Consider the following 25354-nt stretch of genomic DNA (forward strand, 5'->3'; position numbering starts at 1 on the left):
GTTATAGCAAGATGACTTTTACCAATTATCACCCGGTTACTCACAGTTTCTCCACTTCACGGTAGTGATTGGTTTAATAACCACCAAATCGATTGCGCGAAACGAGGGGCAGGCCGGATAAAAGTAAATATAAGCATAGAAAAATGAGTGGCGCTAATGCCTGACGATATTTAGAATCGCCAACCATGAAAACAGAGACTCCAGCCGTAAAAATGGTTGCGATCGCGGATGACTACGCGGGGCAACGTATCGATAACTTTTTGCGCACCCAGCTTAAAGGCGTGCCAAAAAGTATGATTTATCGCATCCTGCGCAAGGGCGAGGTGCGGGTGAATAAAAAGCGCGTCAAGCCAGAGTATAAGCTTGAGGCGGGTGATGAAGTGCGTATTCCGCCGGTGCGCGTCGCCGAGCGAGAAGAAGAAGCGGTATCGCCTAAGCTGCAGAAGGTTGCGGCGCTGAGCGACGTTATCCTTTATGAAGACGACCACATCCTGGTGCTGAACAAACCGTCCGGCACGGCAGTGCACGGCGGCAGCGGGCTAAGCTTTGGCGTGATAGAAGGCCTGCGCGCGCTACGCCCGGAAGCGCGCTTCCTGGAGCTTGTCCACCGTCTTGATCGCGACACCTCCGGCGTGCTGCTGGTGGCGAAAAAGCGTTCCGCGCTGCGCTCCCTTCATGAGCAGCTTCGCGAAAAGGGGATGCAGAAAGATTATCTGGCGCTGGTTCGCGGCCAGTGGCAGTCCCACGTTAAAGTGGTGCAGGCTCCGCTGTTGAAAAATATTCTGCAGAGCGGCGAGCGTATCGTGCGCGTGAATCAGGAAGGTAAACCGTCAGAGACGCGCTTCAAGGTTGAAGAACGTTATGAGTTTGCCACCCTGGTACGCTGTAGCCCCGTTACGGGGAGAACCCACCAGATCCGCGTGCATACCCAGTTTGCCGGGCATCCGATTGCGTTTGACGACCGCTATGGCGATCGCGAGTTTGACAAGCAGCTGGCGGGGACGGGGCTGTCACGCCTGTTCCTGCATGCGGCCGCGCTGAAGTTTACCCATCCGAATACCGGAGAAATCATCCGTATCGAAGCGCCGCTGGATGAGCAGTTGAAACGCTGCCTGAAGGTTTTACGCGGCTAAACGTGTGCCGGGTGGCGCTGCGCTTACCCGGCCTACATGTTTTTCTCCCTCTCCCTTTGGGTGAGGGCATCACATCGTCAGCGGATTATACTCTTCTCGCCGTAACATCTGGCACAGCGCGATCAACGGCAAGCCAACCAGCGTATTCGGATCGCGCCCGTCCAGCTTATCGAACAGCGCAATCCCCAATCCTTCACTTTTAAAACTTCCCGCGCAGTTCAGCGGCCGTTCCCGGCGCACGTAGTCTACAATCTCCTGCTCGCTGAGGTGGCGGAAGTGGACGTCAAAGGGCTCGCATTCGGTTTGCAAGTGCCCGACGGCGGAGTTATAGAGCGCAAGTCCGGTATAAAAGGTGACGATGCTGCCGCGGGCGCGCATAAGCTGCCTGCAGGCATTCTCTTCGGTATGCGGCTTGCCGGTGATTTCGCCGTCCAGCACACAGACCTGATCCGAGCCTATAATCAGATGGGCGGGATAGCGTGCGGCCAGCGATTGTGCCTTTTCCTGCGCCAGGCGGGTCACCAGATGACGCGGTGATTCCCCTGGCTGCGGCGTTTCGTCAACCTTAGGCGCTGCGCATTCAAATGGAATGCCGAGCTTTTCCAGCAGCATTCTGCGGTAGGGTGACGTGGAGGCGAGAACGAGATTTGGCATATTTTTATCACCAGATATAGCGTATCGATGCCAGCCATTTTAAACTACAGGCCGCAATGTGTGCGAATAATTGGCAAAAGGCAGCTGTGGTTGCCTTTTTCTTTGACTCTATGACGTTACAAAGTTAATATGCGCGCCCTATGCAAAAGGTAAAATTACCCCTGACTCTTGATCCGGTACGTACGGCTCAAAAACGCCTCGATTACGAAGGTATCTATTCTTCCGATCAGGCTGAGCGTATTGCCGCATCTGTAGTCAGTGTGGACAGTGATGTGGAATGCTCCATGTCGTTTGCTATCGATAACCAGCGCCTTGCCGTTTTAACCGGTGATGCAAAGGTGACGGTAACGCTCGAATGTCAGCGTTGCGGGAAACCGTTCACACAGCATGTTCACACAACGTATTGTTTTAGCCCGGTTCGTTCCGACGAACAGGCTGAAGCACTCCCGGAAGCGTATGAGCCGATTGAGGTTAACGAATTCGGTGAAATCGATCTGCTGGCAGTGGTTGAAGATGAAGTCATCCTCGCCTTGCCGGTAGTTCCGGTGCATGATTCTGAACACTGTGAAGTGTCCGAGGCGGACATGGTCTTTGGGGAACTGCCTGATGAAGCGCAAAAACCAAACCCATTTGCCGTATTAGCCAGCTTAAAGCGTAAGTAATTGAGGAGTAAGGTCCATGGCCGTACAACAGAATAAACCAACCCGTTCCAAACGTGGCATGCGTCGTTCCCATGACGCGCTGACCGCAGTTACCAGCCTGTCTGTAGACAAGACTTCTGGTGAGAAACACCTGCGTCACCACATCACCGCTGACGGTTTCTACCGCGGCCGCAAGGTTATCACTAAGTAATCACGCGCAAGCGTGATTAGGCTTAGTGAGGGTTTCCCCGTGAAAGCGGGGAACATACCGAACCAGGCTGCGACGATACCTTGACACGTCTAACCCTGGCGTTAGATGTCATGGGGGGAGATTTTGGTCCCTCCGTGACAGTGCCTGCAGCATTGCAGGCACTGAATTCTAATTCGCAACTCACACTTCTTTTAGTCGGTAATCCCGACACAATCACGCCATTACTCGCAAAAGCTGACTTCGAACAACGTTCGCGTCTGCAGATTATCCCTGCGCAGTCAGTTATTGCCAGTGATGCAAGGCCATCGCAGGCTATACGCAATAGCCGCGGCAGCTCAATGCGAATGGCGCTTGAGCTGGTGAAAGAAGGGCGAGCGCAGGCTTGCGTCAGCGCGGGGAATACCGGCGCGCTGATGGGGCTGTCTAAATTACTGCTCAAGCCGATAGAGGGCATTGAGCGACCCGCGCTGGTGACGGTGTTACCGCACCAGCAAAAGGGTAAAACGGTGGTGCTCGATCTGGGCGCTAACGTGGATTGTGATAGTACAATGCTGGCGCAGTTTGCCGTTATGGGCTCGGTGCTGGCGGAAGAAGTGGTCGGAATCACCGCGCCTCGCGTGGCGTTGCTAAACATTGGTGAAGAAGAGACGAAAGGCCTGGACAGTATTCGCGATGCAGCGGAAATACTCAAGCAGGTGCCGTCCATCAACTATATTGGTTATCTCGAAGCCAATGAGTTGCTGACGGGCAAAACGGATGTATTGGTCTGTGATGGCTTCACCGGGAACGTGACGTTGAAGACCATGGAAGGGGTCGTACGAATGTTTCTCTCTCTGCTTAAATCGCAGGGAGAAGGGAAAAAAAGGTCCTGGTGGCTGATTTTATTAAAGCGTTGGTTACAAAAAAGCCTGACGCGGCGATTCAGTCACCTCAACCCCGACCAGTATAATGGCGCCTGTCTGTTAGGATTGCGCGGTATCGTGATTAAGAGTCATGGTGCGGCCAATCAGCGAGCTTTTACCGTCGCAATTGAACAGGCAGTGCAGGCGGTGCAGCGACAAGTCCCACAGCGGATTGCCGCTCGCCTGGAATCTGTATTAGCTAAAAGTGACTGAGCGTACATGTATACGAAGATTTTAGGTACCGGCAGCTACCTGCCAAAACAAGTGCGTACCAACGCCGATCTGGAAAAAATGGTAGATACGTCTGACGAGTGGATTGTCACGCGCACAGGTATCCGTGAACGTCGTATTGCCGCGCCAGACGAAACCGTGTCGACCATGGGTTACGAAGCCGCACAGCGCGCTATCGAGATGGCCGGCATAGATAAAGAACACATCGGCCTGATCGTCGTTGCGACGACTTCTGCCACACACGCGTTCCCGAGCGCAGCCTGCCAGGTACAAAACATGCTGGGCATTAAAGGCTGCCCGGCGTTTGACGTTGCCGCGGCGTGTGCCGGTTTCACCTATGCGCTGAGCATTGCTGATCAGTACGTTAAGTCCGGCTCGGTAAAATACGCGCTGGTGATCGGTGCCGACGTGCTGGCGCGCACCTGCGATCCTACCGATCGCGGAACGATCATTATTTTCGGTGATGGTGCAGGCGCAGTGCTGCTGGGGCAGTCTGATGAGCCGGGTATCATCTCCACGCATCTGCATGCCGATGGCCGCTATGGTGATTTACTGACGCTGCCTAACGCCGATCGCGTTAACCCGGATAACTCCATTTACCTGACAATGGCAGGTAATGAAGTGTTCAAGGTAGCAGTAACCGAGCTTGCGCACATCGTTGAAGAGACGCTGGAAGCGAACAATCTTGAGCGCTCCGCGCTTGACTGGCTGGTGCCGCACCAGGCTAACCTGCGTATTATCAGTGCGACCGCCAAAAAACTGGGCATGTCGATGGATAACGTTGTGGTGACGCTGGATCGTCACGGCAACACCTCTGCGGCGTCGGTACCGTGCGCGTTTGATGAAGCGGTACGCGATGGACGAATTAAACGAGGCCAGCTGGTCTTGCTTGAAGCCTTCGGTGGTGGTTTCACCTGGGGCTCCGCACTGGTTCGTTTCTAGAATAAGGATAAAAAGATGACGCAATTTGCTTTTGTCTTCCCGGGCCAAGGTTCTCAAACCGTTGGGATGTTGTCTGAAATGGCAGCAAACTATCCGGTCATTGAAGAGACATTCCGTGAAGCTTCCGATGCGCTGGGCTATGATCTGTGGGCATTGACCCAGCAGGGGCCGGCTGAAGAGCTGAATAAAACCTGGCAGACCCAGCCAGCGCTGCTGACCGCATCCGTTGCGCTGTGGCGCGTTTGGCAGCAGCAGGGCGGCAAAGCGCCAGCGCTGCTTGCCGGTCACAGCCTGGGTGAATACTCTGCGCTGGTGTGTGCTGGCGTAATCGCGTTTGCCGACGCGGTGCGTCTGGTTGAAATGCGCGGTAAGTTCATGCAGGAAGCGGTACCAGAAGGAACGGGCGGCATGTCTGCCATCATCGGTCTGGACGATGCGGCGATTGCGAAAGCCTGTGAAGAATCTGCCGAAGGGCAGGTGGTTTCTCCGGTCAACTTTAACTCGCCGGGCCAGGTGGTGATCGCCGGTCATAAAGAAGCGGTTGAACGTGCGGGCGCGGCCTGTAAAGCAGCAGGCGCGAAGCGTGCGCTGCCCCTGCCTGTGAGCGTGCCGTCTCACTGTGCGCTGATGAAGCCAGCGGCCGATAAGCTGGCGATCGAGCTGGAAAAAATCACCTTCAACGCACCGACGATTTCGGTCGTGAATAACGTCGATGTGAAATGCGAAACCACCCCGGAAGCCATCCGTGATGCGCTGGTTCGCCAGCTCTACAGCCCGGTACAGTGGACCAAAACCGTTGAGTTTATGGCTTCTCAGGGCGTTGAGCATCTGTATGAAGTTGGCCCTGGTAAGGTCCTCACCGGTCTGACTAAACGTATTGTTGACACCCTGACTGCCTCGGCGATTAACGAGCCGGAAGCGATGTCAGCGGCACTCTCGCAATAAAAGAGGAATACCATGAGTTTTGAAGGAAAAATCGCGCTGGTAACCGGCGCAAGCCGCGGTATCGGGCGTGCAATTGCTGAAACACTGGTTGCGCGCGGCGCGACAGTGATTGGTACAGCAACCAGCGAGAATGGCGCTAAGGCCATCAGCGACTATTTGGGTGCGAACGGTAAAGGTCTGGTCCTGAATGTGACCGAGCCTGCATCCATCGAATCTGTACTGGAAAATATTCGCGCAGAGTTTGGTGAAGTGGATATTCTGGTTAATAATGCCGGGATCACTCGCGACAACCTGCTGATGCGAATGAAAGATGATGAGTGGAACGATATTATCGAAACCAATCTTTCATCTGTATTCCGCCTGTCAAAAGCGGTAATGCGCGCTATGATGAAAAAGCGTCATGGTCGCATTATCACTGTTGGTTCTGTGGTTGGTACCATGGGAAATGCTGGTCAGGCTAACTACGCTGCGGCGAAAGCGGGTCTGATCGGTTTCAGTAAGTCGCTGGCGCGTGAAGTTGCGTCCCGCGGTATTACTGTAAACGTTGTTGCTCCGGGCTTTATTGAAACGGACATGACGCGTGCGCTGACTGATGATCAGCGTGCGGGTACGCTGGCGGCAGTTCCGGCGGGTCGTCTTGGCGACCCTAAAGAAATCGCCAGCGCGGTTGCATTTTTAGCCTCTGACGAAGCGGGTTACATCACTGGTGAAACCCTCCACGTCAACGGCGGGATGTACATGGTTTAATCACGATCGAAAATATTTGCGTTATGAGGGCGAATGGCCTCAAAATAACGTAAAATCGTGGTAAGAACTGCCGGGATTTAGTTGCAAATTTTTCAACATTTTATACACTACGAAAACCATCGCGAAAGCGAGTTTTGATAGGAAATTTAAGAGTATGAGCACTATCGAAGAACGCGTTAAGAAAATTATCGGCGAGCAGCTGGGCGTTAAGCAGGAAGAAGTTGTGAACTCCGCTTCCTTCGTTGAAGACCTGGGCGCAGATTCTCTTGACACCGTTGAGCTGGTAATGGCTCTGGAAGAAGAGTTTGATACTGAGATTCCGGACGAAGAAGCTGAGAAAATCACCACCGTTCAGGCTGCCATTGATTACATCAACGGTCACCAGGCGTAAGTGAACATCTCCAGGCGGTCATTCGACCGCCTGAGTTTTATCTTTTTTAGTCCCACGAATCTCTTTTTTTTATCCCTCCCTGGAGGACAAACGTGTCTAAGCGTCGTGTAGTTGTGACCGGACTTGGCATGTTGTCTCCTGTCGGCAATACCGTAGAGTCCACCTGGAAAGCTCTCCTTGCCGGTCAGAGCGGCATCAGCCTAATCGACCATTTCGATACTAGCGCCTATGCAACGAAATTTGCTGGCTTAGTAAAGGATTTTAACTGTGAAGAGATTATCTCGCGCAAAGAGCAGCGCAAGATGGATGCCTTCATTCAATATGGAATTGTCGCTGGCGTTCAGGCCATGCAGGATTCTGGCCTTGAAATTACGGAAGAGAACGCAACCCGTATTGGCGCCGCTATCGGCTCCGGGATTGGCGGTCTTGGCCTGATCGAGGAAAACCATACGTCTCTGATGAATGGTGGCCCGCGTAAAATCAGCCCGTTCTTCGTTCCGTCCACGATTGTTAACATGGTGGCAGGTCACCTGACCATCATGTTTGGCCTGCGTGGTCCAAGCATTTCTATCGCTACCGCCTGTACGTCCGGCGTGCACAATATCGGCCAGGCCGCGCGCATGATTGCGTACGGTGATGCTGATGCGATGGTTGCGGGCGGCGCAGAAAAAGCCAGTACCCCGCTTGGCGTGGGCGGCTTTGGCGCAGCGCGTGCGCTGTCTACCCGGAACGATAACCCTCAGGCGGCGAGCCGTCCGTGGGATAAAGATCGTGACGGTTTCGTGCTCGGCGACGGTGCGGGCATGCTCGTGCTGGAAGAGTATGAACACGCGAAAAAGCGCGGCGCGAAAATGTATGCTGAGGTCGTTGGCTTTGGTATGAGTAGCGATGCTTACCACATGACGTCACCTCCAGAAAACGGCGCGGGTGCTGCGCTGGCGATGGAAAACGCGATTCGCGATGCCGGCATCACGCCTGCACAGATTGGCTACGTCAACGCGCACGGCACGTCGACGCCGGCAGGCGATAAAGCAGAAGCGCAGGCTGTGAAGTCTATCTTCGGCGAATCTGCCCGCAGCGTAATGGTCAGCTCCACGAAATCCATGACCGGTCACCTGTTGGGTGCCGCAGGTGCGGTTGAGTCTATCTACTCGATCCTTGCGCTGCGCGATCAGGCCGTACCGCCAACCATCAACCTGGATAACCCGGATGAAGGTTGCGATTTGGACTTCGTTCCACATGAAGCGCGTCAGGTGAGCGGAATGGAATACACCCTTTGTAACTCCTTCGGCTTCGGCGGTACAAACGGTTCACTGATCTTCAAAAAGATCTGAGCCTGACTGCCCTATGGCTATCAAAAAGGTCCGCTTGTCGGGCCTTTTTTATTAAGCCCGATCTTCTTGTCCGGTGCGCAATATCCTGCCAGACTGATCCCCCACGCATAAGGAGCCACCATGTTTTTAATCAATGGCCTCGAGCAAGATTCGCTGCCTGCGGGCGACAGGGCGACTCAGTTTGGTGATGGCTGCTTTACCACGGCGCGCATTCTGGACGGCAGCGTATGCCTGCTCGACGCACATATACATCGCCTGCAGCTTGCCTGTGAAACCCTGCTGATCCCCTTTACGCAATGGGACACGCTGCGGCGTGAAATGCGCCAGCTTGCGTCCGGGAACCGCCGCGGCGTGCTCAAAACGATCGTCAGCCGCGGCAGCGGTGGTCGCGGCTACAGCGGTGCCAGCTGCGAACATCCTACGCGAATACTGACGGTATCCGCGTATCCAGATCACTACGCGCGCTGGCGCGAAGAGGGCGTAACGCTGACGCTCAGCCCGGTGCGGCTGGGGCGTAATCCGATGCTTGCCGGAATTAAACATCTTAACCGGCTTGAACAGGTGCTAATTCGTACTCATCTTGAACGGACGGACGCCGATGAGGCGCTGGTTCTTGACAGCGAAGGGTTCATTACGGAATGCTGTGCGGCTAATTTACTCTGGCGGAAGGGGCGTGATGTGTTCACGCCTTCGCTGAAACAGGCCGGGGTGAACGGCATTATGCGCCAGTTTTGTTTGCAGCAGCTGGCACGCTCAGACTTTCGCGTTGTCGAAGTTAGCGCAGGGGAAGAGGCGTTGCGGACGGCCGATGAGGTTGTGGTATGTAACGCGCTGATGCCCGTTGTTCCCGTTCGCGCATACGGCCAGCAGCGCTGGTCATCGCGCGAGCTGTTTCAGTTTTTAGCCCCGATATGTGAGCAAATCCGATAGTCATGAAGAAAATGTTGCGCTTTGTCCTCCTCCTTATTGTCGCGCTGGGTATTGCTGGCGGAGCGGGAGTCTGGAAGGTTCGTCAGATGGCGAACAGTAAGATCCTGATCAAAGAAGAGACCCTGTTTACGCTGAAAGCAGGCACCGGGCGCATGGCGCTGGGCGAGCAGCTGTATCGCGACAAAATTATTAACCGCCCGCGCGTCCTCCAGTGGCTGCTGCGCGTTGAGCCCGAGCTGTCCCACTTTAAGGCGGGCACCTATCGTTTTACGCCGGGCATGACCGTCAGAGAGATGCTGCAGCTGCTGGAGAGCGGTAAAGAGGCGCAGTTCCCGCTGCGCTTTGTGGAAGGCATGCGCTTAAGCGACTACCTGAAACAGCTGCGCGAGGCGCCTTACATTAAGCATACCCTCAAAGATGACGACTACCAGACGGTGGCCGAGGTGCTGAAATTCGAGCACCCTGAGTGGGTAGAGGGCTGGTTCTGGCCGGATACCTGGATGTATACCGCGGGTACGACCGACGCGGCAATTCTGAAGCGCGCGCACAACAAGATGGTGGCGGCAATCACCTCTGCGTGGGAAGGGCGTGCCGAGGGGCTGCCGTATAAAGATCAAAACCAGTTCGTTACGATGGCATCGATAATTGAAAAAGAGACCGCCGTCGCGTCGGAGCGGGATCAGGTCGCCTCGGTGTTTATCAACCGGCTACGCATTGGTATGCGGCTGCAAACCGACCCAACCGTAATTTACGGAATGGGGGATCGCTATACCGGAAAAATATCCAGAAAAGATCTGGAGACGCCAACCGCATATAATACCTACGTCATCGCTGGCTTACCGCCGGGCCCGATTGCGACGCCGAGCGAAGCGTCACTGCGCGCCGCCGCGCATCCGGCCAAAACGCCGTATCTCTATTTTGTCGCCGACGGCAAGGGTGGGCACACGTTTAATACCAATCTTGCGGGCCACAATCGCTCTGTTCAGGACTATCTGAAGGCACTTAAGGAAAAAAATGCGCAGTAAATACATTGTCATTGAGGGACTCGAAGGGGCGGGTAAAACCACTGCCCGCAATGTGGTTGTCGACACGCTCAGCGCGCTTGGCGTCGCAGATATGACGTTTACCCGCGAGCCGGGCGGCACGCAGCTGGCTGAAAAGCTGCGCAGCCTGGTGCTGGATATTAAATCCGTCGGCGACGAGGTGATTGATGACAAAGCGGAAGTGCTGATGTTTTACGCCGCGCGCGTGCAGCTGGTTGAAACGGTGATCAAGCCCGCGCTGGCGGAAGGCAAATGGGTGATTGGCGACCGTCACGATCTGTCGACCCAGGCTTATCAGGGCGGCGGGCGCGGCATCGACCAGACCTTGCTGGCAACGCTGCGCGATGCGGTTTTAGGGGATTTCCGTCCCGACCTGACGCTCTATCTGGACGTTACGCCGGAAGTGGGCCTCAAGCGCGCGCGCGCGCGCGGCGAGCTGGACCGAATTGAACAGGAGTCGTACGACTTCTTTAACCGCACCCGCGCGCGCTATCTTGAGCTCGCTGAACGGGACGCCTCCATTCGCACCATTGATGCGACCCAGCCGCTGGACGCGGTCACTCTCGCCATTCAGAAAACGGTTCGCCAGTGGTTCGAGGAGCAACGGGCATGAAATGGTATCCCTGGCTGCGCCCGCACTTTGAACAGCTGATCAACAGCTACCAGGCTGGACGGGGGCATCATGCGTTACTGATTCAGGCCCTGCCGGGGATGGGCGACGATGCGCTGATTTACGCCATCACCCGTTTTTTGATGTGTCAGCAGCCGGAAGGGCACAAAAGCTGCGGCAAATGCCGCGGCTGCCAGCTCATGCAGGCGGGAACTCATCCCGATTACTATACGCTTGAGCCTGAGAAGGGGAAAAACACGCTCGGCATCGATGCGGTGCGCGAGGTCAGCGAAAAGCTCTATGAGCACGCGCGCCTCGGCGGGGCAAAAGTTGTTTGGCTGAAAGACGCCGCGCAGCTTACCGAAGCGGCGGCGAATGCGCTGCTTAAAACCCTGGAAGAGCCGCCGGAAAAAACGTGGTTCTTCCTGTCTTGCCGCGAACCCGGTCGTTTACTGGCCACTTTACGCAGCCGCTGCCGCCTCCACCACCTTGCTGCGCCGCAGGAAGCATGGGCGTTAGGCTGGCTGCAGAGAGAGGTGACAGTGTCACAGGATGCGGCGCTTTCCGCGCTGCGCCTGTGCAGCGGTGCGCCCGCCGCGGCGCTCGCCATCCTCCAGCCCGAGCGCTGGTCTCAGCGCGAAGCCCTGTGCCAGGCGGTACAGTCGGCGATTGAAACTCGCGACTGGCTGAGCCTGCTGTCGGCGCTCAACGGCGAACAGGCTGCGGAGCATCTTCACTGGCTGGCTTCCCTGATGCTGGATGCGCTGAAAATCCAGCAGGGCGCCACGCTATTGACCAATATCGACGTTTGGCCGCTGCTGAGCACCCTGGCGAACCACCTGCCGGGCGCCACGCTGCGCGCTATCCTTCATGAGGTGTGCCAAAGCCGCGAGCAGCTTTTAACCGTAACGGGCCTTAATCGCGAGCTTTTATTAACCGACCGGTTACTGCAAATCGAACATTACCTGCAACCAGGCGTTATTCCGCCTGCATTCCATCTTTGAGAGAGACATTATGTTTTTAGTCGACTCACACTGCCATCTCGATGGCCTGGATTATCAATCCCTGCATAAGGACGTGGACGACGTGCTGGCGAAAGCTGCCGCCCGCGACGTGAAGTTTTGCCTGGCCGTAGCCACGACGCTGCCGGGCTATCGCACCATGCGCGAGCTGGTGGGCGTTCGCGATAACGTGGTCTTCTCCTGCGGCGTGCATCCGCTCAATCAGGACGAAACGTATGACGTGGACGAGCTGCGCCGCCTGGCGGCAGAGGAGGGCGTCGTGGCGATGGGGGAGACCGGCCTGGACTATTTTTACACGCCGGAAACTAAACCCCTTCAGCAGGCGTCTTTCCGTAACCATATCCGCATTGGCCGCGAGCTGAATAAGCCGGTTATCGTTCACACCCGCGATGCGCGCGCCGATACGCTGGCAATCCTTGAGGAAGAAAAGGTGACGGATTGCGGTGGCGTACTACACTGTTTCACAGAAGACAGAGAAACGGCGGGTAAGCTGCTTGATTTGGGGTTTTATATCTCTTTTTCGGGGATTGTGACGTTCCGGAATGCTGAACAGCTGCGTGATGCCGCACGCTATGTACCGCTCGATCGTATCCTGGTGGAGACGGATTCTCCTTATCTGGCACCTGTGCCGCATCGCGGTAAAGAGAATCAGCCGGCCATGACGAGAGACGTGGCAGAGTACATGGCCGTTCTGAAGGGCGTAAGCGTGGAAGAACTGGCGCGCACCACAACCGAAAACTTCGCAAATCTGTTCCATATCGACCCCGCCCGCCTGCAATCTGTCTGATAGAACTGTTTTTTTTAGGCTCGTAATTAATCCGCAAAGCGAGTAAAGTTCACCGCCTCATTTGGGGCGGTGAGGGTGTTTTTAGACACATCCCGACATGCTTTTTGTAAATAACTGAAAGTTTTTCGACCATCTCAAACTGAAACGTGATAGCCGTCAAACAAACATGGCGTGAATTATTTTACTCTGTGTAATAAATAAAGGGCGCTTAGATGTCCTGTCCACGGCGCGGTACTCCCCCCGGGCCAATGCGTGAAAGCGTAAAAAAAGCACAAATACTCAGGAGCACTCTCAATTATGTTTAAGAATGCATTTGCTAACCTGCAAAAGGTCGGTAAATCGCTGATGCTGCCAGTATCCGTACTGCCTATCGCAGGTATCCTGCTGGGTGTCGGTTCTGCTAACTTCAGCTGGCTGCCAGCCGTAGTTTCCCACGTGATGGCCGAAGCAGGCGGTTCTGTTTTTGCTAACATGCCGCTGATCTTCGCTATCGGTGTTGCTCTGGGCTTCACCAATAACGACGGTGTATCTGCTCTGGCCGCCGTTGTGGCTTACGGCATCATGGTGAAAACCATGGCTGTGGTTGCGCCGCTGGTTCTGCATTTACCGGCTGAAGAGATCGCAGCGAAACACCTGGCAGATACCGGTGTTCTCGGCGGTATCATCTCCGGTGCGATTGCCGCCTATATGTTTAACCGCTTCTATCGCATCAAGCTGCCTGAGTATCTGGGCTTCTTCGCGGGCAAGCGTTTCGTACCGATCATCTCTGGTCTGGCGGCTATCTTCACTGGCGTGATCCTGTCCTTCATCTGGCCACCAATCGGTACTGCTATCCAGACCTTCTCTCAGTGGGCTGCTTACCAGAACCCGGTTGTCGCGTTCGGTATCTACGGCTTCATCGAGCGCTGCCTGGTGCCGTTCGGCCTGCACCATATCTGGAACGTTCCATTCCAGATGCAGATTGGTGAGTACACCAACGCAGCAGGTCAGGTGTTCCACGGTGATATCCCACGCTATATGGCAGGCGACCCAACTGCGGGCAAACTGTCCGGTGGCTTCCTGTTCAAAATGTACGGCCTGCCAGCCGCTGCGATTGCAATCTGGCACTCTGCTAAACCAGAGAACCGTGCAAAAGTGGGCGGTATCATGATCTCCGCAGCGCTGACCTCGTTCCTGACCGGTATCACCGAGCCGATCGAGTTCTCCTTCATGTTCGTTGCGCCGATCCTGTACGTTATCCATGCCATTCTGGCTGGTCTGGCATTCCCAATCTGTATTCTGCTGGGTATGCGTGACGGTACGTCCTTCTCCCACGGCCTGATCGACTTTATCGTTCTGTCCGGTAACAGCAGCAAGCTGTGGCTGTTCCCAATCGTGGGTATTTGCTACGCGATCGTCTACTACACCATCTTCCGCGTGCTGATCAAAGCGCTGGATCTGAAAACTCCGGGTCGTGAAGATGCGTCAGAAGACGCCAAAGCGACCGCGACCAGCGAAATGGCTCCGGCTCTGGTTGCCGCGTTTGGCGGTAAAGAAAACATCACCAACCTGGATGCATGTATCACACGTCTGCGTGTGAGCGTTGCAGACGTTGCCAAAGTCGATCAGCCTGGTCTGAAGAAACTCGGTGCGGCAGGCGTGGTTGTTGCTGGTTCAGGCGTTCAGGCTATCTTCGGGACTAAGTCCGATAACCTGAAAACCGAAATGGATGAGTACATCCGCAACAGCTAAGTTGTGATGTGGGGAGACTAAGGCAGCCGAATGGCTGCCTTTTTTACGCCTGGTGTTTAGAGGACATAAAAAAGGGAGCCTAATGGCTCCCTTTTTCGCACACAGAATCTTAGAAACTGTAGCTTCCGCTTACCGAGAAGTTACGCGGTGCGCCGTAGACACCGTACGTGCCCAGGTAATCGTAGTACTCTTTGTCGAAGACGTTATTCAGGTTGCTCTGTACCGCAAAGTTTTTGGTGACCTGATAGCGGGTAAACAGATCGACGACGGTATAACCGTTTTGCGTGATGTGGCTAATGCCGTCAGGGCCCGGCGTTTCAAAATCATACCAGGTTTTATTCTGCCAGCGCGCGCCGCCGCCAACCGTGACCTCAGGCAGCATCGGCAGCTGGTAGCGGGTAAACAGCTTCAGCGTTGTGCGAGGCTGCTGCGGGTTCACCGCGTTGCCGTCCTCATCTTCCGCAACGTAGCGGCTGCCGCCGAAGGTCAGCTGCCAGTTGTCGGTTAACGCGCCGTTCAGCTCAAACTCCACGCCTTTGCTCACGGTTCCGTCTATTGACTTATAGGCGCTTTGTCCGCCGGAGCCAGGAATCGTCATACCGGTGTTCACCGCGACGTTATCCTGCTCAATGCGGAAGACCGACAGGCTGGCGGTCAGGCGGGTGTTAAACCAGTCGCCCTTCACGCCGGCCTCGTAGCTTTTCCCGGTCGTTGGATCGATAAACTTGCTGTTGATATCGCGCTGGCCGGAAGGCTGGAAAATCGAGGTATAGCTCGCGTATACCGACCACGTATCGTCGATATCGTAAATCAGCCCGGCGTAAGGCGTAACGTCATCAAACTTCGCGTTGCGGATTTCGTCGGGCTTACGCTCCAGATTGTATTTGGCGCTCCACTCGGTGTAGCGCGCGCCCAGAATCAGGTGAAGCGGGTCGGCCAGGGAGAGGCGCGTGGCGGCGTAGACTGACTTCTGACGAATCACGTCGCGCTGGTAAAGCGCAAAATCAGACCACGTTGGATCGGCCAGTTTTCCGGTGTAATCATAAATACTGCCTACGTCCATCAGGCCGTAATTATCGTTGACCGGGTAGGAATTATCATAGTTGTTGCGCTGACGGCTGTAGCTGCCGCCCAGCATCAGCTCGTGCTGACGCCCCAGAAGATCGTAGCCACCGCGAACAAACGCATCTACGGAGTCCTGTTTGCGCTGGCCTCTGTTCCAGCCGCCCCACGCGCCCTGGAAGCTGGCGGCATCGTACAGGCCGGTCGTCTTGTCCGGATAGCCGTCGATGTACATCAGCTTGCTGTCGAAGTTGGTTTCCGCATGCATGGCGTTCACCTTTGCTTCCCAGCCGTTGTCGAACCGCTGTGTCAGATTCGCAAAGACTTTGGTGGAATCCTGATTCGAATAGGTCCAGTCGGCGGCGGTATTAAACCCGCGGCGGAAGTGCGTTTTGCTGCCGTCGCTGAAAAGGGAAGGGAAACCGCCCCAGGTCGGGCTGTCTTCCTCGCTTTCCTGATAATCGTAACCGAGGGAGAGCGTGGTTGAGTCGGTCAAATCCGCATCAACCACGCCGTAGACGAACTTTTTACGGTAGTGGTTTCGCTCAACCCAGGAATCTCTGTCCTCATAGCCCGTAATCACGCGTCCGCGCACCTTGCCGGACTCGGTAAGCGGAGCCTGAAGATCGAGCACGTAGCGCTGCTTGTCCCAGCTGCCGTAGGTGGCAGAGACCGAGCCCTTAAATGCTTTACTGTCCGCATGCTTGCGCACCATGTTGACGTAAGCGGAAGGATTCCCCGTCCCGCTCATCAACCCTGCCGCGCCGCGGACCACCTCTATCTTGTCGAAGATCGCCGTATCGCCTGCGGTATCCCCGAAATTCCAGCGGTTGTCGAGGAAGGTCGGCATGTCTTCGTAGGCGAAGTTGCTGATAAAGAAACCGCGCGCGTAGAAATTCGTGCGGCTGGTATCGATGCGGGAAGCGCTCACCCCGGTGGTGTTATCCAGCACCTGGCCGATGGTATTAAGCGCCTGATCCTGCATACGCTGCTGGCTGATGACGCTAACGGACTGCGGAATATCGCGCGGTACGAGGAGCAGCTTGGTCCCGGTGGTGGTGGTTTTTACGCTATAGTCCCGATCTTGATCGGCAGGCGGTTCCTGTGCGTTGTCAAAACCACCGTCAACGACGAGGGTATCTTCCGTCTCTGCGGCGGCGAAACTTACGGTTGGCGTCAATGCCATAGCAATGCAGGCGGCCAGCAACGAAGGCGTTGCGGCAGGCTGGCGTTGCCCATCCCTGGTAAGATTAATGAAAGACATCATCAAACCCTTAATGAATGGAGAGCGTGGTGTGCGTCAGTCCCGAGGAGACGGGCTGCCGTCGTTTTCTATGTTGAAAATGCGCATGAAAATGCAAATGCGAAATATACGCATTGAGATTAGCGCTGTAAACAGATGTTTCGGATGTAACTGAAATAATGTTTCAGCGGGTTTAGCCGCCCGGCAGGTCACTATCCAGCCAGCGGGAAGGAGATAAGGAAAGAAATCACGGGATAAGGTTGAAAGGACAGGAGAAAGTCGCTCATACTCTTCTATCGCGCCGCGCGATCGCAGGGACAATCTGTATCGCGAGGAACGCGCTACGCCAGCTTAAACAAAAAAGGAAAAGGTCATGGCTGAAGAAACGATTTTTAGTAAAATTATTCGCCGCGAAATCCCGTCTGATATCGTCTATCAGGATGAGCTGGTCACGGCTTTCCGGGATATTTCTCCTCAGGCGCCGACGCACATCCTCATCATTCCTAATATTCTGATTCCTACCGTAAATGACGTAAAAACCGAGCATGAAGTCGCTTTAGGCCGTATGCTGACGGTAGCGGCGAAAATTGCAGAGCAGGAAGGGATTGCTGAAGACGGCTATCGTCTGATCATGAACTGCAATCGCCACGGTGGTCAGGAAGTTTATCATATTCACATGCATCTGCTTGGCGGCCGCCCGCTGGGACCGATGCTGGCGCATAAAGGTCTTTGACATGTTGAAAGGGTGTAGTGCTGCGCTGATATTGACGCTCGTTCTCGCGGGATGCAGTTCGCGTCCGGCGATACCGGTCAGCGACGAACAGACGCTGGTGATGGAGTCCTCCGTGCTAGCCGCTGGCATTACGGCAGGAGAACCTTCGCTCACCTTAAGTGAAATCCAGTCTTCTGCTTCCTCTACGCTCTTTAATGAAAGACACGAGCCGGTAACGGTCCATTACCGTTTCTACTGGTATGACGTTAGAGGTCTTGAAATGCACCCGCTGGAAGCGCCGCGAAGCATCACTATTCCGGCAAGATCGTCGGTGACACTTTACGGCAGCGCCAGCTATCTGGGTGCGCATAAGGTGAGACTTTATCTTTATCTCTAAGGGGTGAACCTTGATTAAAAATGTGAGCCGCTATGCGCTCGTGACGGCATTTGCTCTTTTTCTGGCCGGGTGTGTGACCCGAACCGAGCAGCCTGCACCTGTTGAAGAAGCGAAGCCAGGCACTGAACAACCGACGCAGCCGACTGAACCGGTTCCGACGGTGCCTTCCGTGCCGACGATCCCGGCGCAGCCGGGTCCGATTGAGCACCCGGACGCACAGCCGACGCCGCGCGTTCGCCACTACGACTGGAATGGCGCCATGCAGCCGATGGTCGGCAAAATGCTTCAGGCCGAAGGCGTTACGCCAGGAGGCGTGCTGCTGGTCGATAGCGTGAATAACCGCACCAACGGTTCACTGAACGCGGGCGAAGCGACCGAAACGCTGCGCAACGCGCTGGCCAATAACGGCAAGTTTACGCTGGTCTCTTCCCAGCAGCTGGCCGTTGCGAAGCAGCAGCTTGGCCTGTCGCCGCAGGACAGCCTCGGCTCGCGCAGCAAAGCAATCGGCATTGCCCGCAACGTTGGCGCGCAGTATGTGCTCTATTCAAATGCTACCGGCAACGTCAACACGCCAGCGCTGCAAATGCAGCTGATGCTGGTGCAGACGGGCGAGATTATCTGGTCAGGTAAAGGTGCGGTTTCGCAACAATAACCCTACGCGCGCAGAGATCCTGACGCGCTACTTTCCCGAGCATCGCCTCATCGCGCCGCAGGCCCATTCCGGGCTTGGCGGCGCGAGCTGCATTATTGAGCTGGGAAATCGTCGGCTGGTGCTGCGCCAGCATCACGATGACTCCGCCCCGGCGTCCCATTTTCGCCGTCAGCTGCGCGCCCTGCAGCGTCTCCCCGCAGACATTGTTCCCAAGCCGCATTTTTACGCTGAAGGCTGGATGGCGGTGGACTATCTTGCGGGCGAGATCAAAAGCGCGCTACCAACCCCCCCGCGGCTTGCCTCCTTGCTGTATCATCTGCACCGTCAGAAACGGCTGGGCTGGCGCATCGCGCTGCTGCCGCTGCTCGAACAATACTGGCAGCAATCATCGCCCGAAAGGCGCACGCCGTTCTGGCTTGCTCAGCTCCGACGATTGCGAAAAGCCGGTGAGCCGCGCCCGCTGCGTCTTGCGCCGCTGCACATGGACGTTCACGCGGGGAATATTGTGCATACCTGTGCAGGTGAGCGGCTCATCGACTGGGAATACGCCGGAGACGGTGACGTGGCTCTGGAACTCGCCGCGGTATGGACGACAGATGACGCCGAGCGGCGGGCGCTGATCGCCGCCTATGGGCAAACGGCACGGCTAAACGAACGCCTGCTGGTGCGCCAGGTCAAACGCTGGCAACCGTGGGTCCTGATGCTGATGGCGGGCTGGTTTGAGCTTCGCTATCACAAAACAAACGATAAACACTTTATTGCGCTGGCCGATGACGTCTGGCGTCAGTTACAAACGAAAGGATAAGAGAGGTGCGTGTGGGTCCGGTCATGTTGAATGTCGAAGGGTTTGAGCTGGATGCGGAAGAGCGCGAAATACTGGCGCACCCGCTGGTGGGCGGGCTGATTCTGTTTACCCGCAACTATCACGACCCTGAGCAGCTGCGCGAGCTGGTGCGCCAGATCCGCGCCGCGTCGCGTCATCGTCTGGTGGTCGCGGTCGATCAGGAGGGCGGGCGCGTGCAGCGTTTTCGCGAAGGTTTCACGCATTTGCCTGCGGCGCAGTCTTTTGCCGCGCTATTGGGTACGGAAGAGGGCGGCAGGCTGGCGCAGGAGGCTGGCTGGCTGATGGCAAGCGAAATGATCGCCATGGACATCGACATTAGCTTCGCGCCGGTGCTGGACGTCGGGCATATCAGCGGCGCCATTGGCGAGCGCTCGTATCATGAAGACCCGCGTATTGCGCTGGAAATGGCGACCCGTTTCATCGACGGTATGCACGATGCGGGCATGAAAACCACCGGCAAGCATTTCCCGGGGCACGGCGCCGTCACGGCGGATTCTCACAAAGAAACCCCGTGCGATCCGCGCCCTGAAGCGGAAATCCGCGCGCATGATATGTCCGTCTTCCGTTCGCTGATTACCGACAACAAGCTGGACGCCATCATGCCCGCGCACGTTATCTATAGCGACGTTGACCCGCGCCCGGCCAGCGGCTCTCCGCACTGGCTGAAAACCGTGCTGCGTCAGGAGCTGGGTTTTAACGGCGTCATTTTCTCCGATGACCTGTCGATGGAAGGCGCGGCGATTATGGGGAGCTACGCGGAGCGCGGGCAGGCGTCGCTGGATGCAGGTTGCGATATGATCCTGGTCTGCAATAATCGTAAGGGTGCCGTTAGCGTGCTGGATAACCTGTCGCCGATCAATGCTGAACGTGTTACACAATTGTATCATAAAGGTTCATTTAGCCGTCAGGAGCTGATGGACTCAGCGCGCTGGAAGACGGTGAATGCACAACTTGAGGCGCTGAACGAGCGCTGGCAGGCCCATAAAGCCGGCCTGTAACCCTCCCCGAAGGCCTAACGTGGTGAGAAGAGAATGATCATCTATTTACACGGTTTTGACTCAAACAGCCCAGGTAATCACGAAAAGGTGCTGCAGCTGCAGTTTATCGACCCGGACGTTCGCCTGATAAGCTACAGCACGCGCCATCCGAAGCATGATATGCAGCATTTACTTAAGGAAGTCGACAAGATGCTGCAGCTTAACGTCGACGATCGCCCGCTGATTTGCGGCGTCGGTCTGGGCGGATACTGGGCCGAGCGCATCGGTTTTTTATGCGATATCCGCCAGGTCATCTTCAATCCTAACCTGTTCCCGCATGAGAACATGGAAGGCAAGATTGATCGCCCGGAAGAGTATGCGGATATCGCCACCAAGTGCGTGAGCAATTTCCGCGAGAAGAACCGCGACCGTTGCCTGGTGGTGCTCTCGCGCAGCGATGAGGCGCTGGACAGCCAGCGTTCGGCGGAGCTGCTGCATCATTTCTACGAGATCGTCTGGGATGAAGAGCAGACCCACAAGTTCAAGAATATCTCCCCGCATCTGCAGCGCATAAAAGCCTTCAAAACGCTGGGGTGACAGGCCCTGCATCTCCTTAAGCCCGGCCGCGAAAGCGTGTCGGGCTTTCTTTTATCTCAGACTTGTCTACTTTTAAGCCATCAAAACTTGATGCACATCAATTTTGGTATGACCAATGCGCCTGACGTGTTATTCTCAATTCACCTGAATGGTTTCAGTGCTGTAACCTGTTGTTAATTAAGGGTTATTTTTATAACTTTTAATTAACAATTGGTTAATATTTTGAGGGGGTCACGTTGACTACGCCATTGAAAAAAATAGTGATTGTAGGCGGTGGTGCTGGCGGGTTAGAGCTGGCTACTCAGCTTGGCAAAAAGCTGGGGCGCGGTAAAAAAGCGAAAATTACGCTGGTCGACCGTAACCACAGCCACCTGTGGAAACCGTTGCTGCACGAAGTGGCAACCGGTTCGCTGGATGAGGGCGTTGACGCGCTGAGCTATCTGGCGCATGCGCGCAATCATCACTTCCAGTTCCAGCTGGGTTCCGTAATGGATATCAACCGCGAGAGTAAAACCATTACCCTCGCGGAGCTGCGTGACGAAAAGGGCGAGCTGCTGGTGCCCGAGCGCAAGCTGGCGTACGACACGCTGGTGATGGCGCTGGGCAGTACCTCAAACGACTTCAATACGCCGGGCGTGAAAGATCACTGCATCTTCCTCGATAACCCGCACCAGGCGCGCCGTTTCCATCAGGAAATGCTTAACCTGTTCCTGAAATACACTAATAACATGGGTGCCAACGGCAAGGTTAATATCGCGATTGTCGGCGGCGGGGCGACGGGCGTTGAGCTCTCTGCTGAGCTGCACAACGCGGTTAAACAGCTGCACAGCTATGGCTACAAAGGCCTAACCAACGATGCGCTGAACGTGACCCTCGTCGAGGCGGGTGAACGTATCCTGCCTGCGCTGCCGCCGCGTATTTCAGGTGCGGCACACAGCGAGCTGACCAAGCTGGGCGTGCGCGTGCTGACCCAAACCATGGTGACCAGCGCCGATGAAGGCGGTCTGCACACTAAAGAGGGCGAGTATATCCAGGCCGACCTGATGGTGTGGGCGGCAGGCATCAAGGCGCCTGACTTTATGAAGGATATCGGCGGGCTTGAGACCAACCGCATCAACCAGCTCGTCACCGAACCAACGCTGCAAACCACGCGCGATCCGGATATCTACGCCATTGGCGACTGCGCATCCTGCGCGCGCCCGGAAGGCGGGTTCGTGCCGCCGCGCGCCCAGGCGGCGCACCAGATGGCAAGCCTGGTGCTTCACAACATCCTGGCGCAAATGAAGGGCAAGCCGATGAAGTCGTATGTTTATAAAGACCACGGCTCGCTGGTTTCTCTCTCTAACTTCTCCACCGTGGGAAGCCTGATGGGTAACCTGATGCGCGGTTCGATGATGGTGGAAGGACGCATCGCGCGCTTCGTCTATATCTCCCTGTACCGTATGCACCAGATTGCGCTGCACGGCTACTTTAAAACCGGCCTGATGATGCTGGTGGGCAGAATCAACCGCGTGATCCGTCCTCGCCTCAAGCTCCACTGATCGCTCTCTCCCTCCGGTCAACCCGGAGGGAGTTTTAGCCGATCGTGCTGCATATCCCCCATTACGTGCTTAAGAGTTCTCCTAAACGCGCTATATCCCTGGTTTTTTGATCCTTTATCTTATTGGCGACGCCTCTTCTAAAGAGCAGAATTGTTACCAATAGAAACAAAGGAGGACTTCCCGTGAATAAATCAATGTTGGCGGGTATAGGGATTGGCGTCGCGGCCGCGTTAGGTGTGGCAGCCGTTGCCAGTCTCAACGTTTTTGAACGTGGCCCGCAGTATGCGCAGGTGGTTTCCGCCACCCCGATTAAAGAAACCGTTAAGACGCCTCGCCAGGAGTGCCGCAACGTTGCCGTTACGCACCGTCGCCCGGTTCAGGATGAAAACCGCATTGCCGGTTCCGTTCTGGGGGCCGTAGCGGGCGGGGTGATTGGGCATCAGTTCGGCGGCGGTCGCGGAAAAGACGTGGCGACGGTGGTCGGTGCGCTGGGCGGCGGCTATGCCGGTAACCAGGTGCAGGGCGCAATGCAGGATAATGACACCTACACCACGACCCAGCAGCGCTGCAAAACCGTTTACGACAGGTCGGAAAAAATGCTGGGCTACGATGTGACCTACAAAATCGGCGATCAGCAGGGTAAGATCCGCATGGATAAAGACCCAGGCGCGCAAATCCCGCTTGATGGCAACGGTCAGCTGGTGCTGAACAACAAAGCCTAAAAATGTGGTTATCTGAATTTAGCTCCTCACGCGCTCAGGCTGAGGAGCTTTTTTTTGACTCAAGAAACGGGATCAGGCTTTGAGCAGCTCAGGCCACAGGCGCATCGTGGTCGTGGTGATGCTCTGAAGTTTTTCCAGGCTTGCCCCTTCGCGCGCGCTAATAGACATTCCCTGCAAAATGCAGTTCAGGTACTGCGCCAGCATCTGCGGCTGGCAGTGCGACGGGATCTCTCCCCGCTGCTGGCGCTGCGTCAGGAAGGTGCTCAGCGTCTCTTCCTGCATGGCGTGCCGGGATTTCACGGTATTCGCGATCTCTTTCGACGAGGCGGCTAGCGTAGCGGAGGTGTTGATCATAAAGCAGCCCGCGGGCGTATCCTTGCTGGTAAAACAGGTGGCGACGGCGGTGAAATAGTCCTGCAGCGCCGCCTCTACCGTTTTCTCCTCGCAGAAAAGCTGCGCTTCATGCTTCGCCGCAAAGCGCGAGATGTATCTGTCCAGTACCGCCCTGAACAGCCCCTCTTTATTCGTAAATTCCGCATACAGCGTCGGCGCTTTGGCTCCGGTGGCTTCCACCAGATCGGAAAGCGAGGTTGCTTCATACCCATGCTGCCAGAAAAGCGTCATGGCCTTATCGAGCGCCGCATCCCTGTCGAACACTTTCGGTCGGCCACGGCTTTTTTTTGCGCAACTCGTAACGTCGGTTGTCATAGGCCGTAGGTCCTCAATTGATTTGTTGAACAACCATTATAAAAAGTATATCCGGCTACGACCAGTGCAGATTTATTAAAAATATATTTGTCCTATGAATATGAATTTTAAGGGGTTTAAATTTAGTTTAACGGACATTACAAAAATGAGTTGACGTGTGACCTGGATCACATCTATCATTTACCTATCGATCGTTAAGTAATTAGCTTGCGACATCAAATTCATCTGCATAAAGGTCAAAAATCATGAAAAACGTAAAAACCCTCATCGCCGCTGCCGTCCTTAGCTCACTCTCTTTCGCCAGCTTCGCGGCTGTTGAAGTGCAATCTTCTCCGGCTGACCAGCAAAAAGTGGGCACCATCTCCGCAACAGCCGGGACTAACCTGGGCTCGCTGGAAGATCAGCTGGCGCAAAAGGCTGACGCTATGGGCGCAAAATCTTTCCGCATTACCTCTGTGACCGGTCCTAACACCCTCCACGGGACTGCCGTCATCTACAAATAAGCCTGGCTAAACCCTCATTTATGCCACTGCTATAAAAAAACGCCCTGCATTTGCAGGGCGTTTTTCGTTGCGTCTTACATCGCCTGTTCGTTTGTTAGGTGATGCCGCGTCACGTCAACCGGCATCCCGGAGCGCGCCTCCATTACGCGCTGCATCACATCGCTATTCGTTTTCGCATTCGTTTTAAAGGTCACCATCGCGGCGTTAAGGTTAATCGGCAGCGTCTGCGGATCGTCATTAATATTCTTCGATAAAGGCTGGTGTACCTCGACCAGCCTCACGCCGCCCGGCTCCTCTGAAACCTTAATCGGCGTATTGATGATGTTGACCTTCGTGCCCGGCGTAATCACCTCGTAGAGCGTTTTAATATCGTCATCGCGCAGCCGAATACAGCCGGAGCTGACGCGCATGCCGATGCCAAAGTCGGCGTTCGTTCCGTGCAGCAGATACACGCCGCCGTAGGCCGCCAGGCGGATCGCATGGTGGCCCATCGGGTTGTCAGGACCGGCAGGCACCACGGCAGGCAGGTCTATTCCCTGAGCCTTATAGCGCGCGCGGATATTGGCAGTTGGCGTCCACGTCGGGTTTGCCCGCTTGTCCGATACCGTCGTTACCATTGTTGGCGTCAGCGTATCGCCGCCAAGCTGACCGATCCCGATAGGGTAGACGGTGACCTCATTCTTGCCCGGCGGATAGTAGTAGAGGCGCAGCTCCGCAAGGTTAATCACCAGCCCCTCGCGCGGCGCATCCGGCAAGATGGTCTGAAGCGGAATGGTCAGCACGCTTCCCGCGCGCGGAACGTAAGGGTCCACGCCCGGGTTGGCCTGCAGCAGGGCGAGAAAGCCGACGTTGTACTTTTTGGCGATCGCCTCAAGGGAGCCACCGTTATTTTCCACCACGTGAAAGCGGTTTTGCCCGACGACGCTGCTGCCAGCGGGCGGGAGTGGCCAGGTGTTTGCGCTTGCCGGAAGCGCAACGGCAACCGCGGCGGCCAGCGCAAAGAGGGTGACCCAGCGGGTAAAACGCGTAGAGGTTATCATCACCATAATCCATGTATATAGTAAGGTTATTGTTATATAACGAGTTAATGATAATTATGGCGAATGAGTGTGTCGGGAAATCCAGGAGGATTGCAAAGAGTT

28 protein-coding genes are annotated in these 25354 nt (G+C 55.7%); 24 read left to right on the plus strand and 4 right to left on the minus strand.

Annotated features, from left to right (window positions below):
* The first annotated feature begins 185 nt into the window (after positions 1 to 185).
* Positions 186 to 1133, plus strand: a complete 948-nt coding sequence (gene rluC, locus V1599_RS10975; protein ID WP_112009347.1) for a 23S rRNA pseudouridine(955/2504/2580) synthase RluC — start codon at positions 186 to 188, stop codon at positions 1131 to 1133.
* Between the two features lie 69 nt (positions 1134 to 1202).
* Here the strand turns inward: rluC and V1599_RS10980 are convergent, their stop codons facing one another.
* Positions 1203 to 1787: a Maf family protein gene (locus tag V1599_RS10980; protein ID WP_395300020.1), complete on the minus strand. Its 585-nt coding sequence runs from the start codon at positions 1785 to 1787 to the stop codon at positions 1203 to 1205.
* A gap of 140 nt (positions 1788 to 1927) precedes the next feature.
* Between V1599_RS10980 and yceD the strand changes: the two genes are divergently transcribed.
* The 14 genes from yceD to ptsG all read left to right on the plus strand — a co-directional run bounded on the left by yceD (position 1928) and on the right by ptsG (position 14254).
* Entirely contained in the window at positions 1928 to 2449 is a 522-nt protein-coding gene (gene yceD, locus V1599_RS10985) for a 23S rRNA accumulation protein YceD (protein ID WP_112009349.1), read from the plus strand.
* Between the two features lie 16 nt (positions 2450 to 2465).
* Positions 2466 to 2639, plus strand: a complete 174-nt coding sequence (gene rpmF / locus V1599_RS10990) for a 50S ribosomal protein L32 (protein WP_003857964.1) — start codon at positions 2466 to 2468, stop codon at positions 2637 to 2639.
* An 80-nt stretch (positions 2640 to 2719) separates the two neighbouring features.
* Positions 2720 to 3754 (plus strand): phosphate acyltransferase PlsX, encoded by a 1035-nt coding sequence (gene plsX, locus V1599_RS10995; protein ID WP_112009350.1) that lies wholly within the window; start codon positions 2720 to 2722, stop codon positions 3752 to 3754.
* 6 nt (positions 3755 to 3760) lie between these two features.
* Positions 3761 to 4714: a beta-ketoacyl-ACP synthase III gene (locus V1599_RS11000; RefSeq protein WP_112009351.1), complete on the plus strand. Its 954-nt coding sequence runs from the start codon at positions 3761 to 3763 to the stop codon at positions 4712 to 4714.
* Between the two features lie 15 nt (positions 4715 to 4729).
* The gene (fabD, locus tag V1599_RS11005; RefSeq protein WP_112009352.1) at positions 4730 to 5659 is read left to right on the plus strand and encodes an ACP S-malonyltransferase; all 930 of its coding nucleotides are present in this window, start codon (positions 4730 to 4732) and stop codon (positions 5657 to 5659) included.
* Between the two features lie 12 nt (positions 5660 to 5671).
* Positions 5672 to 6406 (plus strand): 3-oxoacyl-ACP reductase FabG, encoded by a 735-nt coding sequence (fabG, locus tag V1599_RS11010; protein ID WP_112009353.1) that lies wholly within the window; start codon positions 5672 to 5674, stop codon positions 6404 to 6406.
* 154 nt (positions 6407 to 6560) lie between these two features.
* On the plus strand, positions 6561 to 6797 hold the full coding sequence (gene acpP / locus V1599_RS11015; RefSeq protein ID WP_003857954.1) for an acyl carrier protein: 237 nt from the start codon (positions 6561 to 6563) through the stop codon (positions 6795 to 6797).
* 92 nt (positions 6798 to 6889) lie between these two features.
* Positions 6890 to 8131 (plus strand): beta-ketoacyl-ACP synthase II, encoded by a 1242-nt coding sequence (gene fabF, locus V1599_RS11020; RefSeq protein WP_112009354.1) that lies wholly within the window; start codon positions 6890 to 6892, stop codon positions 8129 to 8131.
* 120 nt (positions 8132 to 8251) lie between these two features.
* The gene (pabC, locus tag V1599_RS11025; protein WP_395300021.1) at positions 8252 to 9061 is read left to right on the plus strand and encodes an aminodeoxychorismate lyase; all 810 of its coding nucleotides are present in this window, start codon (positions 8252 to 8254) and stop codon (positions 9059 to 9061) included.
* A 2-nt stretch (positions 9062 to 9063) separates the two neighbouring features.
* Positions 9064 to 10086 (plus strand): cell division protein YceG, encoded by a 1023-nt coding sequence (yceG, locus tag V1599_RS11030; RefSeq protein WP_395300022.1) that lies wholly within the window; start codon positions 9064 to 9066, stop codon positions 10084 to 10086.
* On the plus strand, positions 10076 to 10717 hold the full coding sequence (tmk, locus tag V1599_RS11035; protein WP_112009357.1) for a dTMP kinase: 642 nt from the start codon (positions 10076 to 10078) through the stop codon (positions 10715 to 10717). The genes yceG and tmk overlap by 11 nt, the downstream gene beginning before the upstream one ends.
* Positions 10714 to 11718: a DNA polymerase III subunit delta' gene (holB, locus tag V1599_RS11040; RefSeq protein ID WP_112009358.1), complete on the plus strand. Its 1005-nt coding sequence runs from the start codon at positions 10714 to 10716 to the stop codon at positions 11716 to 11718. Before tmk ends, holB begins: the two co-directional genes overlap by 4 nt.
* 10 nt (positions 11719 to 11728) lie before the next feature.
* On the plus strand, positions 11729 to 12523 hold the full coding sequence (locus tag V1599_RS11045; RefSeq protein WP_112009359.1) for a metal-dependent hydrolase: 795 nt from the start codon (positions 11729 to 11731) through the stop codon (positions 12521 to 12523).
* Between the two features lie 297 nt (positions 12524 to 12820).
* On the plus strand, positions 12821 to 14254 hold the full coding sequence (gene ptsG / locus V1599_RS11050) for a PTS glucose transporter subunit IIBC (RefSeq protein WP_112009360.1): 1434 nt from the start codon (positions 12821 to 12823) through the stop codon (positions 14252 to 14254).
* Positions 14255 to 14363: 109 nt separating this feature from the next.
* On the opposite strand, the gene fhuE is transcribed toward ptsG, so the two are convergent.
* Complete coding sequence (fhuE, locus tag V1599_RS11055; protein WP_395300023.1) at positions 14364 to 16580, minus strand: ferric-rhodotorulic acid/ferric-coprogen receptor FhuE; 2217 nt, start codon at positions 16578 to 16580, stop codon at positions 14364 to 14366.
* Between the two features lie 352 nt (positions 16581 to 16932).
* On the opposite strand from fhuE, the gene hinT reads away from it, so the two are divergent.
* The 8 genes from hinT (at position 16933) to V1599_RS11095 (ending at position 23001) form a co-directional block, all read left to right on the plus strand.
* Positions 16933 to 17292: a purine nucleoside phosphoramidase gene (hinT, locus tag V1599_RS11060; protein WP_006809243.1), complete on the plus strand. Its 360-nt coding sequence runs from the start codon at positions 16933 to 16935 to the stop codon at positions 17290 to 17292.
* Between the two features lies 1 nt (position 17293).
* Positions 17294 to 17668 carry a YcfL family protein gene (locus V1599_RS11065; RefSeq protein ID WP_112009362.1) on the plus strand — a complete coding sequence of 125 codons (375 nt, stop codon included), beginning with the start codon at positions 17294 to 17296 and terminating at the stop codon, positions 17666 to 17668.
* Positions 17669 to 17678: 10 nt separating this feature from the next.
* Complete coding sequence (lpoB, locus tag V1599_RS11070; RefSeq protein ID WP_112009363.1) at positions 17679 to 18320, plus strand: penicillin-binding protein activator LpoB; 642 nt, start codon at positions 17679 to 17681, stop codon at positions 18318 to 18320.
* The gene (thiK, locus tag V1599_RS11075) at positions 18301 to 19125 is read left to right on the plus strand and encodes a thiamine kinase (RefSeq protein WP_395300024.1); all 825 of its coding nucleotides are present in this window, start codon (positions 18301 to 18303) and stop codon (positions 19123 to 19125) included. Before lpoB ends, thiK begins: the two co-directional genes overlap by 20 nt.
* A gap of 11 nt (positions 19126 to 19136) precedes the next feature.
* Positions 19137 to 20162: a beta-N-acetylhexosaminidase gene (gene nagZ, locus V1599_RS11080; RefSeq protein WP_395301571.1), complete on the plus strand. Its 1026-nt coding sequence runs from the start codon at positions 19137 to 19139 to the stop codon at positions 20160 to 20162.
* A 33-nt stretch (positions 20163 to 20195) separates the two neighbouring features.
* Entirely contained in the window at positions 20196 to 20738 is a 543-nt protein-coding gene (gene ycfP, locus V1599_RS11085) for an alpha/beta hydrolase YcfP (protein WP_112009365.1), read from the plus strand.
* Between the two features lie 236 nt (positions 20739 to 20974).
* A complete protein-coding gene (locus V1599_RS11090; protein ID WP_297117973.1) occupies positions 20975 to 22279 on the plus strand; it encodes an NAD(P)/FAD-dependent oxidoreductase in 1305 nt (434 codons plus the stop codon).
* Between the two features lie 182 nt (positions 22280 to 22461).
* Positions 22462 to 23001 (plus strand): glycine zipper 2TM domain-containing protein, encoded by a 540-nt coding sequence (locus V1599_RS11095; RefSeq protein WP_112009367.1) that lies wholly within the window; start codon positions 22462 to 22464, stop codon positions 22999 to 23001.
* Between the two features lie 72 nt (positions 23002 to 23073).
* Here V1599_RS11095 and comR read toward each other — a convergent pair whose 3' ends face one another.
* Positions 23074 to 23709 (minus strand): TetR family copper-responsive transcriptional repressor ComR, encoded by a 636-nt coding sequence (comR, locus tag V1599_RS11100; protein ID WP_112009368.1) that lies wholly within the window; start codon positions 23707 to 23709, stop codon positions 23074 to 23076.
* Positions 23710 to 23954: 245 nt separating this feature from the next.
* Here comR and bhsA point away from each other — a divergent pair, with 245 nt between their 5' ends.
* Positions 23955 to 24212 carry a multiple stress resistance protein BhsA gene (bhsA, locus tag V1599_RS11105; RefSeq protein WP_297117967.1) on the plus strand — a complete coding sequence of 86 codons (258 nt, stop codon included), beginning with the start codon at positions 23955 to 23957 and terminating at the stop codon, positions 24210 to 24212.
* Positions 24213 to 24286: 74 nt separating this feature from the next.
* Here the strand turns inward: bhsA and V1599_RS11110 are convergent, their stop codons facing one another.
* Positions 24287 to 25252 carry a L,D-transpeptidase family protein gene (locus V1599_RS11110; RefSeq protein WP_395300025.1) on the minus strand — a complete coding sequence of 322 codons (966 nt, stop codon included), beginning with the start codon at positions 25250 to 25252 and terminating at the stop codon, positions 24287 to 24289.
* Positions 25253 to 25354: the final 102 nt, after the last annotated feature.

It is taken from the genome of Enterobacter sp. ECC-175 (genome assembly GCF_043968675.1).
Lineage (GTDB): Bacteria > Pseudomonadota > Gammaproteobacteria > Enterobacterales > Enterobacteriaceae > Enterobacter.

Coding starts and splice junctions, on each gene's coding strand:
- rluC (WP_112009347.1), top strand. CDS start 186: ATGAAAACAGAGACTCCAGCCGTAAAAATGGTTGCGATCGCGGATGAC.
- V1599_RS10980 (WP_395300020.1), bottom strand. CDS start 1,787: ATGCCAAATCTCGTTCTCGCCTCCACGTCACCCTACCGCAGAATGCTG.
- yceD (WP_112009349.1), top strand. CDS start 1,928: ATGCAAAAGGTAAAATTACCCCTGACTCTTGATCCGGTACGTACGGCT.
- rpmF (WP_003857964.1), top strand. CDS start 2,466: ATGGCCGTACAACAGAATAAACCAACCCGTTCCAAACGTGGCATGCGT.
- V1599_RS11000 (WP_112009351.1), top strand. CDS start 3,761: ATGTATACGAAGATTTTAGGTACCGGCAGCTACCTGCCAAAACAAGTG.
- fabD (WP_112009352.1), top strand. CDS start 4,730: ATGACGCAATTTGCTTTTGTCTTCCCGGGCCAAGGTTCTCAAACCGTT.
- fabG (WP_112009353.1), top strand. CDS start 5,672: ATGAGTTTTGAAGGAAAAATCGCGCTGGTAACCGGCGCAAGCCGCGGT.
- acpP (WP_003857954.1), top strand. CDS start 6,561: ATGAGCACTATCGAAGAACGCGTTAAGAAAATTATCGGCGAGCAGCTG.
- pabC (WP_395300021.1), top strand. CDS start 8,252: ATGTTTTTAATCAATGGCCTCGAGCAAGATTCGCTGCCTGCGGGCGAC.
- yceG (WP_395300022.1), top strand. CDS start 9,064: ATGAAGAAAATGTTGCGCTTTGTCCTCCTCCTTATTGTCGCGCTGGGT.
- tmk (WP_112009357.1), top strand. CDS start 10,076: ATGCGCAGTAAATACATTGTCATTGAGGGACTCGAAGGGGCGGGTAAA.
- holB (WP_112009358.1), top strand. CDS start 10,714: ATGAAATGGTATCCCTGGCTGCGCCCGCACTTTGAACAGCTGATCAAC.
- V1599_RS11045 (WP_112009359.1), top strand. CDS start 11,729: ATGTTTTTAGTCGACTCACACTGCCATCTCGATGGCCTGGATTATCAA.
- ptsG (WP_112009360.1), top strand. CDS start 12,821: ATGTTTAAGAATGCATTTGCTAACCTGCAAAAGGTCGGTAAATCGCTG.
- fhuE (WP_395300023.1), bottom strand. CDS start 16,580: ATGTCTTTCATTAATCTTACCAGGGATGGGCAACGCCAGCCTGCCGCA.
- hinT (WP_006809243.1), top strand. CDS start 16,933: ATGGCTGAAGAAACGATTTTTAGTAAAATTATTCGCCGCGAAATCCCG.
- V1599_RS11065 (WP_112009362.1), top strand. CDS start 17,294: ATGTTGAAAGGGTGTAGTGCTGCGCTGATATTGACGCTCGTTCTCGCG.
- ycfP (WP_112009365.1), top strand. CDS start 20,196: ATGATCATCTATTTACACGGTTTTGACTCAAACAGCCCAGGTAATCAC.
- comR (WP_112009368.1), bottom strand. CDS start 23,709: ATGACAACCGACGTTACGAGTTGCGCAAAAAAAAGCCGTGGCCGACCG.
- bhsA (WP_297117967.1), top strand. CDS start 23,955: ATGAAAAACGTAAAAACCCTCATCGCCGCTGCCGTCCTTAGCTCACTC.
- V1599_RS11110 (WP_395300025.1), bottom strand. CDS start 25,252: ATGATAACCTCTACGCGTTTTACCCGCTGGGTCACCCTCTTTGCGCTG.